At 42.9% G+C, this 12459-nt stretch carries 12 protein-coding genes; 7 read left to right on the top strand and 5 right to left on the bottom strand.

Annotation, left to right across the window (positions count from 1 at the left end):
- The first annotated feature begins 622 nt into the window (after window positions 1-622).
- The 3 genes from F6K46_RS10775 to ftsY all read left to right on the top strand — a co-directional run bounded on the left by F6K46_RS10775 (window position 623) and on the right by ftsY (window position 4870).
- Window positions 623-1351 (top strand): DUF502 domain-containing protein, encoded by a 729-nt coding sequence (locus tag F6K46_RS10775; protein ID WP_070392836.1) that lies wholly within the window; start codon window positions 623-625, stop codon window positions 1349-1351.
- 40 nt (window positions 1352-1391) lie between these two features.
- Window positions 1392-2021, top strand: a complete 630-nt coding sequence (gene nusB / locus F6K46_RS10770) for a transcription antitermination factor NusB (RefSeq protein ID WP_293056004.1) — start codon at window positions 1392-1394, stop codon at window positions 2019-2021.
- 989 nt (window positions 2022-3010) lie between these two features.
- Entirely contained in the window at window positions 3011-4870 is a 1860-nt protein-coding gene (gene ftsY, locus F6K46_RS10765) for a signal recognition particle-docking protein FtsY (RefSeq protein WP_293056001.1), read from the top strand.
- A 510-nt stretch (window positions 4871-5380) separates the two neighbouring features.
- Here the strand turns inward: ftsY and F6K46_RS10760 are convergent.
- The gene (locus F6K46_RS10760) at window positions 5381-5803 is read right to left on the bottom strand and encodes a helix-turn-helix domain-containing protein (RefSeq protein WP_075900812.1); all 423 of its coding nucleotides are present in this window, start codon (window positions 5801-5803) and stop codon (window positions 5381-5383) included.
- A gap of 396 nt (window positions 5804-6199) precedes the next feature.
- Between F6K46_RS10760 and F6K46_RS10755 the strand changes: the two genes are divergently transcribed.
- The 4 genes from F6K46_RS10755 to F6K46_RS10740 all read left to right on the top strand — a co-directional run bounded on the left by F6K46_RS10755 (window position 6200) and on the right by F6K46_RS10740 (window position 10699).
- Window positions 6200-6445: a hypothetical protein gene (locus F6K46_RS10755; RefSeq protein WP_293055996.1), complete on the top strand. Its 246-nt coding sequence runs from the start codon at window positions 6200-6202 to the stop codon at window positions 6443-6445.
- Between the two features lie 2 nt (window positions 6446-6447).
- Entirely contained in the window at window positions 6448-6609 is a 162-nt protein-coding gene (locus F6K46_RS10750) for a hypothetical protein (protein ID WP_158517197.1), read from the top strand.
- Between the two features lie 645 nt (window positions 6610-7254).
- The gene (locus F6K46_RS10745) at window positions 7255-8187 is read left to right on the top strand and encodes a hypothetical protein (protein WP_293055991.1); all 933 of its coding nucleotides are present in this window, start codon (window positions 7255-7257) and stop codon (window positions 8185-8187) included.
- 274 nt (window positions 8188-8461) lie between these two features.
- A complete protein-coding gene (locus tag F6K46_RS10740) occupies window positions 8462-10699 on the top strand; it encodes a CHAT domain-containing protein (RefSeq protein WP_293055988.1) in 2238 nt (745 codons plus the stop codon).
- Between the two features lie 5 nt (window positions 10700-10704).
- Here the strand turns inward: F6K46_RS10740 and F6K46_RS10735 are convergent, their stop codons facing one another.
- The 4 genes from F6K46_RS10735 to F6K46_RS10720 form a co-directional block, all read right to left on the bottom strand.
- Entirely contained in the window at window positions 10705-11100 is a 396-nt protein-coding gene (locus F6K46_RS10735; protein ID WP_293055985.1) for a hypothetical protein, read from the bottom strand.
- A 154-nt stretch (window positions 11101-11254) separates the two neighbouring features.
- Window positions 11255-11377, bottom strand: coding sequence for a hypothetical protein (locus tag F6K46_RS10730; RefSeq protein WP_293055982.1), 123 nt, complete (start codon window positions 11375-11377; stop codon window positions 11255-11257).
- A 107-nt stretch (window positions 11378-11484) separates the two neighbouring features.
- Complete coding sequence (locus F6K46_RS10725; RefSeq protein ID WP_293055979.1) at window positions 11485-11688, bottom strand: hypothetical protein; 204 nt, start codon at window positions 11686-11688, stop codon at window positions 11485-11487.
- 465 nt (window positions 11689-12153) lie between these two features.
- A complete protein-coding gene (locus tag F6K46_RS10720; protein ID WP_293117002.1) occupies window positions 12154-12405 on the bottom strand; it encodes a hypothetical protein in 252 nt (83 codons plus the stop codon).
- Between the last annotated feature and the right edge of the window lie 54 nt (window positions 12406-12459).

Below are 12459 nucleotides of genomic sequence, written 5' to 3'. Positions count from 1 at the left end.
TATTGGCGTAGAATAGCTGAGTTCGACATAACCAACTATGCTTCTTCGATTGAGCAGTATAAAGTCAGGAGCTTCGAGTCAGACTAATTGATTGTCAAGGGATTTTTACCTTGAAATCCTCGTTCAAAACCAACAATCGTTCTGTCTAGTCCCACTAACATAGCTGAATTATTATGATCACAACTGAATTCTGTATCCTGTCTCCTTTTCATAGGCGAGTAAATTGATTAGAACGAACTGAGGTATACTAGTCTATAACGGCTATATCCACCTTGGCATTTTTTCAACCACTCGAAAAAAAAGTGGCTATAACAAGGTCAGCTATCAGCTATAAGCTAATGCGCTACTTGAGATGCTACTTGAGGTGCTATCAGCCAAAAGGCCTGTAGCAAAGCTACCGGAACAGTTTATGCCCATAGCGCACTCTACACCGAACAGCTTTTGAATAAAATAAGCTGACGGCTGATCAATAAAATAAGCTGACGGCTGTTCGCCCAGCGTGAGCTTTTAGCTCACGGCTGACAGCTGAATGCTTACATAAAAAGTTGGGAGAGTAGTAGGGAATTGAAGTGGCTAGTAAAAAAAAATTTTATTCAGTTATTAAAAGGAGAATCTGTGCTCTGTGTTCGAGGGCTTGAAGCAGGATCTAAAAAATGACCTAATTGCAGGAATTCTAGTGGTAATTCCCCTGGCTACCACAATCTGGTTGACGATTACAATCGCTAACTGGGTGATAAATTTTTTAACTAGAATTCCCAAACAAATTAACCCTTTTGATAATCTCCACCCCATCTTAGTAAATCTGATAAATTTAGCAGTGGGACTGACAGTCCCACTACTATTTATTATGCTGATTGGCTTAATGGCACGCAACATTGTTGGACGGTGGTTGCTCGATTTGGGTGAGAAACTATTGCAGGCGATTCCCTTAGCTGGCTCAGTATACAAAACCCTTAAACAGATTTTGGAAACCCTTTTTCAGGATTCTAAAACTAAGTTTAGTCGGGTGATTTTGGTAGAGTATCCTCGCCAAGGAGTCTGGGCGATCGCATTCGTAACCGGTGTTGTCAGTACACAACTCCAATCCCACATGAATCACCCGATGTTGAGCGTTTTTATACCTACTACTCCTAATCCCACCAGTGGCTGGTATGCTATGGTTCCTGAACAGGACGTGATTAATCTTTCGATGTCCATCGAAGATGCCTTTAAAGTATTGCTCTCAGGTGGAATTGTTAGCCCAGATAACCCGGGAATCCCAATTAACCTACAGCAGCCTCCTGAAAAGCAACCATTGGAAGAACCATTGCCTGAGATGATACAGCAGGTTTTGCCAACAGAAGACGCTTAATCGTTTTGGGTAAAAGGACAAAATTAACTAAGGACAAACAATGCAACCTCGCAGAATTGCCCGTGAACTGGCTCTTTTGAGCATCTCTCAGATGCCCAACTCACCAGAGCGGTTGGATACACAACAACTGAATAATCTGGTGCTGGCGGCTGTTCGTACCCTGACTGGAGAAATTCAAGAGGCTTTAGAAACGGCGGCGGCTGAACTGAAACGGGGTAGCGATCGCATTCTCGACAGTGAAACTCGTGCTACTGATGTACGTAGTGCTAGAGCAATGGTAAAAGATGCAATTGAGTTAACTGAAAAAGCGATCAATCACTTGGGAAGCGCGGTAGAGATTCCCGAAATTGTCCAGTTGTCTAATACGGTTGAAGTCCGTAGCTATACCCTAGAAATTCTCAAAGCTGTCAGTCGTAGACAACTTGAGATTGATCAGATGTTGAACCAAGCCCTTAAAGATTGGCAACTGAAGCGCTTACCTCGTATTGACCGGGATATTCTGCGCATGGCTGTGGCGGAAATTTCGTTTTTAGGTATCCCAGACCGAGTCGCAATTAATGAAGCAGTGGAACTGGCTAAACGCTACAGTGATGAAGAGGGACACCGTTTTATTAATGGTGTCTTGCGTCGTGCCAATGAGTTAATTAAAACTCAAGCTCTACCACAATAGCGGAGGGAGTAGGGAGTAGCTCACAGGGGTAGGTTTTTTACATTTGGGTCGGGAGTCGGGAATCGGGAATCGGGAATCGGGAATCGGGAATCGGGAAAAGCGGGAAATGGGGAGAATTATCCCGGAAACTAGTGTGTATTTTGATACATATTTATAGTAATTTATACGTAGCGATGCAGCGCGGTCTTGGGGGAAACCCCCATGAGCGACTGCATCAAGACAATCAAAGTACCTACTCGCCCCTTTGTAAAAAACCTACCCTTGTAAGGTAGGGAGTAGGGAGTAGGGAGTAGAGAGTAGAGAGGAGGAGTATCGGGAATAGCCTAAAATTAGGCTAATAGGCAAGACTACATTAGAAAATTAGTAATATTAACTCAAATATCGATAAAATTAGGAGAAACGGTTAGGCATTAGCCTAGGCTAAGCACTCAAAACCTAAATCTAATAGTTAACAAAACTCGCGGAATTCCCCACCGTCTTTCACGGTGGGTTTGAAGTTACCGTAAGGATAGTGGAGCCTTAATCAATAAGTTTTAACCTTTTTGTGCATAGGCTGACAACCATAAAGGCGACCCTATCTATCGGTTTCGTCTCCGGGATGGATAGCGAGACGAGGACTTGTTGCGAATCGTGTTAGAATAAAGTTGGTCGATGACCCGCCTGACTGACTAAAAGGCTACCTTAAAGGTGTAAAAGTACTAGCAGAGATCAGGGAAGAGACAAGCCCCGGCTGGTTGGTCATAGTGCTGTAATTCCAAGGTGAGTCTGTCGTAAAAATTATACGTCTGCGGAAGGCGGATGTCTGCCTGTGGACGCTGAGTAAGACCAATTCCAGTTCGCTGGTTGAGGCGTCGGCGGATGAAGCGGGAAGCCCAAAAGACGAATAAAACCGTCCCTGAGTTGACCTGAGAATTGGAAGCCCCAACCTCAGCGAAGCAGGTTGGGGTACTTCACTTGACGTTAATTGACGCCATAGTCAAGTAAGGGTAATGGTCTTTAATTGGTTCCACCGAAAGTCTGATGCTAGCGCAGGGTCTGCTGACAAAAAGGACTCTGATACATCCCAAGTAGAATCGGAACAAAAGGCAACACAACAACAACCAATAGACCAAGCTGATTCTAAGTCCGTCGAAGAGCCATCCTCAGCAGCAGCTGAGGATTACCTGAGTTGGGCAAAAGCTGCCTACAAAAATGTTCAAAAGCAACAAGTAGATCAATCTCCAGAGATAGACACTACTGACAGTAAGCCAGTAGATGATTCAACGGCTCAGCCAGCAGCAACGGCTACGGCAGCAAAACCTCAAGAATCACAAGAGACTGAATCTCCAGCGGCTGAAACATCGGAAGGGTCTGAGGAAACTGACACGACAGTTGCAGCTGAGATAGCTCAGATAACTGCTGAAGCAGAATCACAATCAGAATCACAAGCAGAATCGGAATTAGAAGAGTCTACGGTTAGTGAAGCTTCGGTAGATACTGCTGAAACGGTGGAACCAGTAACCGAGCAATCCTCTGATCAGATGGTAGAAGAGGTAGTATCAACACCATCGGATTCAGTAAGCTCTAATCATGACTCATCTATAGCCATGACCTCGGTTGAGAATAAACCAATCCCTGAGTCAGATAGCTTGACAAGTGATATAGCTCCATCAACTGAGACAACAGAGGAAGAAACCCCCGCTTCTGGCCCAAGTTGGGCGCGTCGAGCAAGCACTAACCGACTAGCACGACTGGAACGTCTTAAGGAAACAGCCATTGAAACCCCTGAACCGGAACCCGAAGTGGCAACTGTGATCGAGGATGAAGGGGAAGCAGAGATAGAACAAAATGTGCTTGGTCTGGCCTTTGATGATGGATTCTTGTGGTCAGCAGAAGTGTTGGCATCTCAAGGAAGAAGTCCTGAGGATATCTCGATCGAGGAAATTAGCTGGCTCAAGCAACTGCGTCAGGGATTGGGCAAAACTCGTCGTGGCTTGATTAACCAACTAAAGGCGATTGTGGGTCAAGGCCCGTTGAATCAAGACGCGGTAATGGAGATTGAGGCACTGCTGTTACAGGCAGATGTAGGAGTTGAGGCCACTGACTATATTATTGAGACTCTACAAGCTAGGTTGCGGGAGGAGTCTCTACCAGCAGAAAAAGCGATCGCATATCTCAAACAAATCATCAGGGATTTGCTAGAGCAACCTTACAGTAACAATTACAGCCGGATCTTTGCTCCAGAAAACGATACCTTGAATATCTGGCTGATGACTGGAGTCAATGGTGCTGGCAAAACTACTACTATTGGTAAACTGGCTAACTTAGGTCAGAAGTCAGGCTACCGTTGTTTAATTGCAGCAGCAGATACCTTTCGAGCTGCGGCAGTGGAACAAGTTAAGGTTTGGGGAGAGCGCAGTGGTACTGAAGTGATTGCTAATCCTGGTAAGAATACTGATCCAGCTGCTGTTGTGTTTGATGGCATTAGTGCTGCCCAATCTAGAAATACCGAATTACTGTTGGTTGATACAGCAGGACGATTGCAAAATAAGAAAAATCTAATGGAGGAATTAGCGAAAATTCGGCGAATTGTCGCTAAAAAAGCCCCAGATGCCAAAGTTGAATCGTTGCTAGTGCTGGATGCTACCTTAGGTCAAAATGGTTTACGTCAAGCACAAGTATTCTCAGAAGCAGCAAAACTGAGTGGAGTGGTATTGACAAAATTAGATGGAAGCGCCAAAGGTGGTGTCGCTTTAGCAGTGGTGCGGGAACTGGGCTTACCGATTCGGTTTATTGGTGCAGGGGAAGGGATTGAAGATTTGCGGCCTTTCTCTAGTTATGAGTTTGTGGAAGCTTTGCTAAGTGGCTAAGCTGGTTATGACAGCAAGGGAGTAGGGAGTAGGGAGTAGGGAGTAGGGAATAGGGAACAGGGAGCAGAGGGATAGGGTTTGACGGTTTTGCTTCGTTTTGCTTCTCACTGAATAATATCCAATATAAATGGACAACAGTTTAGTAATGTAATGACTAAGTTGTCCATACTTCTTGTGGAACCAAAAAAATACAATTGCTAAAAAACGCGATCGCTAAAATCTCGGTCATCTAAAAAACGCGATCGCTAAACTCTCGTTCGCGTAGCGTGACCTATGGTCAATCATCTAAAAAACGCGATCGCTAAAGTCTCGTTCGCGTAGCGTGACCTATGGTCAATCATCAAGGATAAGACAGCTTGTAGTTATTCGATTTTAATGGGATTGGTGGTAGGTCACCCTAGGCAAACGCAAATTTAGTAAGCTGGTGTGCATTTAAATTGGTTATTCCCTGTTCCCTGTTCCCTTTGAACAATTTAGGTATCCCAATCTAAATACTGAACAGCTTATCCATCAAGCCGATATTACTTCAAAATCAGAAATCGTCTCAATCCAGACCCGTGCTCCACACTTGAGGGGATCATCTGGACGATACATCACCCGACAAGGGCCATTGACCTCTACCGTATGACCGTAAACATTTTTAGAGCCTCGCTTCACCGTAATCACAGGATTACGCTCCCCGGTCTTGAGATTTTGGCGAATAACTTTCTGATTAACGTGGATCACAGCCTTAGTGTAATTTGTACGCTTTGACCAGTTCCGTTTTGGTCCGCGAGTGCCAGGAGTGACCACCGGCATACCATCAAACAACGGAATCACCCAAGTTCTACCCACCTTATAAGCCCCTTTAACTCTGCCCTTACCCAGAAGGTAACGAACGCGAGTGGCAGAAACACCTAGTAATTCAGCGGCTTGTGCAGTGGAAATCATCATGGGGAGTAAACCATTGCTTTTACGATATCCTTACTTTAACACACTTGTTCTGAAAAGGCAAGGGCATGGCAAAACTATTGCATTAGCGTAATTAAAAAGAAAAAATGGGAGTAGTGGGTGTAGTAAGTTAAAAATTATAAAAGGGTGCTATAAAAAAACTATTGCATTATCGCAATTTCTAATCCGATGGGATGTATGGAGTTTATAGGGTAAATAATATTAATACTATAAAAAGGTGGTAAAAACTATTGCATTGTCGCAATTTCTGATCTGGTGGGATGTATAGAGTTTATAGGTTTTGTGGGACTTTTAAGTTAAGAGGGTTATCACAAACTATTGCATTGTCGAAATACTAACTCTTGGCTGTTCCCTGTTGCCTTTCTTATGGAAAAGCGATTGACCGTAGGTCACGCGGGGCGCGATCGCATTCCTGAAACCCTTTGTTACTCGACCATAGGGAATGCGATCGCTTGTCTTATATCAAGTCAGGATAATTACCCTGTCTTGATGCAGTCGCTCATGGGGGAAACCCCCAAGACCGCGCTGCATCGCTTAATAAAAATCTTCCCCATCTCCCCATCTCCCTATCTCCCCATCTCCCCACCCTCCCCACACTTCCCACACTCCCCACCCTCTCCTTAATTATGGGTATTCAACCAGACTTGATATTATTCTCCCTTACGGCGGTTTGCATAACTATCAGGTACACAGGATTGTTTTCCCTCTTGCCTCTTGCCTCTTGCCTCTTGCCTCTTGCCTCTTGCCCCTTCACTGCTCCCTACTCCCTCCTAGGACTTTGTACCTAACCGAATAGAAAACCGCTTTATGCACACTTTTGCTTTTTTGTCAATTCATAAGTCTTAAAATTGATCGATTGTTTCGGGGAAATTAGAGTTTTTAAATGAGATGTAAACAGAGGATGGCTCTAACCGGAAACAATAAACAGCTAAAAGAGAAGAGTAGGAAAGAGCTCCGATATTTTTTGATGTGATCAGAAATCAGCCTTAGTGTTCATGACCTATTTGGAAAAGGGTTATTTTCTCTGATGAAAGAATAAAAGATTAGACTAAAATTGTCTCTATTTTGTTCCTCTTGTTGAAGATTGTGATATACTACTATCAAACAAACTATACTCAAAGTAAATAATCAATCATAAAAATATAGCTAGTTGTTATGGCTTCGCTAGACAATTTTTTGTGACGCCAATTACAACTTTCATAGCTCATAAGACTAGATAATAAGATAATACTAATTTTTATAATTAATAAGTCTAGTAAAATTACGGATTTAATTGAAAAGGCGGGTTGTAAACTTCTCTAACTTCCCCCTTATCCATGGAAGCTGTAGATGCAGCTTGCCAGTAACTTAATCAATAATTATGTGATTGTGGCTTGTGCTATACCTCGCTGCCAAGTGTAGTAACTTTGTCAATCTAAATAGAGCTGAAGTCAATGACCGATGAAAACATTCCGCTACCCAATCCCCAAGAAGCTGAGACTTTCTTGGCTGACCTATTTGAGCAAGTAAAAAAATGGGAAAGTTGCCTGGATGAAAGTACAAAGCTTGGTGTAGGTGCAACCGCCGTTAAAAGCTTGCTGGAAAGTAAAGTTAGCTTTGGCAATCCCAGGGATAAGTTGATATTGCTTACCGAAGACCTATTTGAAGAAACTGAAGAGGGATTGAGCAACATTTATCGACAGCAAATGCGTGATGCATTTGATTTCTATTACATGACTGTGACTGTCGATTTACGTCCCAAACCAGGGGTTAGATTTTGGCGATTGTGCTGTGAGCTTGACTTCAGTCCCAAAGGAGAAAAAGAGCCCATCGTTCAGGCTATTTTCCCCAAAAGCCAATGGCGACCTGTGATGAACTTCGGGGTGGGCATGAATTTAGCTATCAATAGCAATCTTGATTGGAGTATCGGGATTGATAGCACTGAACTAGCCGAATTTACCACTATTCCTGCGGAGCTCAAAGCTAATGTAGGAAATAAGAACGAACTCAAAGCATTCATTGTCATTCCTGAGTATGCTTACGAAGCTGGTCACTTTGAAATAATTTCCCAAGGTGAAGGTAACTCGAAGTGTTACTGGCGCATTGAAGAGCCCGAAATCCAAAACATACCGACAGTCCAATTTGCTATTGTTTTTAAAGTGCCCAAGGAAATAAAGTCTATTAATTTGCGCGGTATCGCCTGGGGTGAGCCGGATATGAACTGGTTAACTGCTGATATCCGTGATGTTTTCAGTGATCTGGCAGATAGATTACAAACTTTAATACGAAATAAGAATAAGGCGGCGATTAAATTTAGTCGTAGTGATGTCAAGGAATGGATATTGAAGCTACCGAAAGCTAATCTTACACAGGATTTAGCGACTTAAATCGGGTGCATCTTTTTATTGTAAATCTATGGTAAGCATTCAGTTATCAGCGGTCAGTTATCAGCTATCAGTTATCAGCTATCAGCGGTTAGCTGATTTTAGTCAAAAGCTGAATGCTTATATTGGGCTTTTTCCCAGACTTCTAATTCTATAACATCTCTAACTATTAAATTATCCCAAATCAGGTTTATTTTAAGCTGACCACTGACCGCTGACCGCTGACCGCTGACCGCTGATTGCTTACCAATTATCAGCTTTATCTGATCAGACAGCTATGACTAGAGCCTACTACACCTATCGCATCTACCTGATAAATTATTATACCGTGGGGGTTGAAAAGAAAGAACCTGGAAAGCTCGATAATCGAATCTCTGGACCATTTCGGTATCAGGATAAGATCACCCCAGAAGTCAAGGAGTTGATCGAGGAGGTTCGTAAAAATGGACTCAAAGATGCTAACAAGTCGAGGTTACTCGGAGAAGCATTGTTTGATACCTTGTTTGATGATCGACTTTGCCATGATTTTATTGGATTTTATAACGAAGTTGTTCGCACTAAACAGCAACTGCTACGGGTAGAACTAGATATAGACGAGCAAAATATCCCTGAAGTGGCAGCGTTTCCGTGGGAATTTATGTGTTTGCCTCAGAGGACTAACTCAGGAACAATTTGGTTGGCTACTGCACCTGGCTTGGTCTTCTCGCGCCTGCCCTCACACCCGATTTCAGCACCACCGATTCAGTTAGGCGCAAATGAAAAAATGCGGATTGCCTTAGTTGTCTCTGCACCGACAGATTTAAATCCAGTTGCCTACGAGAAAGTGCAGGCGGCGATAGAGACACTAGCCCAGGAACAACCAGAGCAGGTGGAATTGTTACCAGTAGTGAATCCAGCTAGCCGCAGTGCTATTGATAAAGTTCTTAGGAAAAAGCCTCATATTTTCCATTTCATCGGTCATGGTCGTTTCGAGAATGAAAATGGTGAAATTGCCTTGGTGGATGAATTTGATCAGGCACGGTGGATTACCGCCAATTACTTTAGTGATCTATTCAATCGCCATCGACCTGGAATTATTGTGTTGCAGGCATGTCAGGGAGCAATGGAGTCTACATCGAAACCATCTGTAGGGCTAGCTTCCAAGGTTGTGCAGCAACTTATTCCTGTAGTCGTGGCCATGCAGTATCCAGTGTCTAACAGCACAGCTAGCCGATTTGCCTGCCACTTTTATAAACAATTAGCTCAAGGTAAGTCAGCGGATATAGCAGTACAGGAAGGACGACGAGAAATTAGTCTCCATGAATCAACAGGGTATTGGAAACGGGATTTTGCCACACCTGTGATTTTCATGCAAGTGCAAGATGCTCAATTCGTTCAACCTCCAATTGAGTCATTTCAACCTCTAAATCCGTCAGTTGTGCCAGACAAGCCAAGCCCTAAGCAGCTCCATGTAAAGGATGCTCGCCAATCACAAGGAGTCAAACGAGCACTGTTGATTGGAGTCAGTGAATATGGAGAGGGGTTAAAGCCACTACCTGGCGCAACCAAAGATTTAGAGGAAATCAAACGAATACTGGATTCCCCACAACTGGGAAATTTTGTTGATGTCAAAGCTCTGAGTAATCCTGATCGACAGGAAATGGAGGAGGCTATTGAAGAGTTATTCGCTAGTTCTACAAAAGATGATTTGGTGTTACTGTTCTTTTCAGGTCACGGTGTCAAAGATAGCAGCAATCAACTGTATTTAACAACTCGTATTACTCGTAAGAATTCACAGAGAGAACTAGTTAAGACAACAGCCGTTTCTGCTAGGGCTATCCATAACATTATGAATGGTAGCCGCTCCAAGCGACAAGTGGTTATCCTAGACTGTTGCTTTAGTGCAGCCTTTCGTAAGGGCCTACTGGTTAAAGATGATCGCTCTGTCGATCTTCAAAATCAATTAGGTGGAGAAGGGCGTGCTATTCTCGCTTCTTCAACTGACTATTCCTTTAGTCAATTGGACGAACAGCTCTCAATTTACACTCAGTATTTAGTAGAGGGTATTGAAACGGGAGATGCTGATTTGAATGGGGATAGGGTGATTTCTCTGGATGAGTTACATAAGTACATCGAAAAGAGGATTCGAGAAACCCTTCCTGATATGAAGCCTAAAATCTATACTGATCAGGAAGGGTCTAAAATCCACATTGCTAGAGCACCAAGGGATGATCGCCCTGTTTTAGATACGCCTTTAGTTACCCCAGAGGGGATAAATACAAGTTCAAAAGCAGATAATTTTTTAATACTTACCATACCTAAGAAAATGCTATCAAAGCGTGTTCTAGTTATTGCTGTTTTGGCTTCGGTCTTGACCATGTTAGTTGCGGCAGTACCCCTGCAGTGTTGGTATACAAAAATAAAGTGGAATGATGAAGCTCAAGATTGGGTTTTTGAGCAGCTAAAGAAACCTTCGTTTCATAGGCGATGTAAGGCATTAGGGATTGAGTTTGGTCCAATTGAGTTTGGTCCATAATAACGTTAATTTTGAGATGATTGTAATTGTTGTGGAATAGTTTTACAAATCTTTTCTGGAAATCCCTTTGAACAATTTCCTAAATTAGAATTGAAAATCAAGAATTTATGATTCTCATAATTGCCTTTAATTTTTATAGAAGATAGATGGGTACTTTTACTATCATCTTCTATAATTTTAACAGACGTGTCTAGTTTAATACATCCTATTTTTCGTGGCGGTTTTTTATGATTTGAGTTTCTGTAATATATGGGTACATCGTATTTTTCACAACCATCATCAAAGTTGATAGTAGTATCATAAAATTTTGAATTATCCTGAGCAACAGCTGTTGTAACTATACCGAGCAGGAGAATAATGCTTACTCCAACAATAACAAGGTAATTAAGTTTTCCTTTCATGACAAAGAGAAGAGTAATGGTTGACTACTATACTCTTCGCTAGGTCTAAATTAAATCAGGATATTTGACTAAGAAAGCAATAAATATCTCCAAAAATTCATGAAATGGCGGTAAACTCGCACAAAACAGTGTTTTACACTACTCAATTTTTATGCTAAGTTAATTCTTTGGTTGAAGAAAAACGCAATAGGCAATAGGCAATAGGCAATAGGCAATAGGCAATAGGCAATAGGCAATAGGCAATAGGCAATAGGGCTGGTTGACTGACAAAACTCAACAAGCATAGTCAAAAGACCTTACTGTAAACTAAGCGCCGATACCTCTTCTGCTCGTCCTGTTTTCGGGAAGCCATCGCTGGTGATGGGTCGGGTTTCCCACTTAAAATTAGGGTTTCAAACAACTCCCAACCAAGAGTAGCGTGCAGTTAATACCCATGCCCAACCAATGCATGAGATAACTGTTACAGCGATTCCTGTGAGGGTCTACAAAACGGCGTAATCCTCGGGCTACGACCTTAGTTCCTTGGGCAGTGAGATAAAGAGTAGCGATCCCCAAGACGAAACACAATCGCGATAAGGCGCTTTGCATTGCTTTTCTCGCAGCTTTCCAACTCAAAACCATTGGACTTGTCACCCTTGAAAGCTCTCTTCAATATCAAAGCGTAAGCCATATTCCCGAAATGTCAGCAAGGGTGGTCGGTTCGTCGCTTACGATGTACCAAAGTTCCCCGCTAATTCTATCACTTGCCAGACCCAGATTAACTGCACCATGCATATTCGGTTTTGTGAATCCAGACATTTTGGAGTAAAAGAGCTTCACCCCGTTAATAATGAAAATCTCGTACTTGAGACCAACCTAACCCATGTCGCCAGAGCCAGAAATCACAGAGCAATGCGGATGCGATAATGCGTTCCCCAGTTCAGCCAAGACATACAACATTCACCTGAGTATTGATGAATCCTCTGTCTGCTAGCAGTACAACTTTAACTCTATCTGGCATTAATCGCGACACTGCCAAGAGCTTTGTCATTATAGCTGCCTATCTTGACGCTGCTAGAAGAATGCTCCAGTACTCGCTTGCGCCACTGGCACTGCTCTTCCTCGGTATACCACAGCTACCCTAATCAGACAATATTGATTCCACAGCATGGAAGTATCCAAGCTTAGATACAATAGTTCATTTTCCCATCTATTCAAGGCTTCCTGAATCAGTGGGCTATATAACCGTTGTGGATTAATCCGGGGACCCAAGCAACCATCGACTGAATCGACGTTGCGTGACTGTCGCAAACACAGCACGCGCAAGGATGTACATAGTCCATTTTGTCAGATTTACGCTACCTGAGTGGATTAGTCCAA

The organism is Moorena sp. SIO3E8, from assembly GCF_010692445.1.
Taxonomy (GTDB): domain Bacteria; phylum Cyanobacteriota; class Cyanobacteriia; order Cyanobacteriales; family Coleofasciculaceae; genus Moorena; species Moorena bouillonii.
This window is presented reverse-complemented; position numbering and strand designations above follow the sequence as displayed.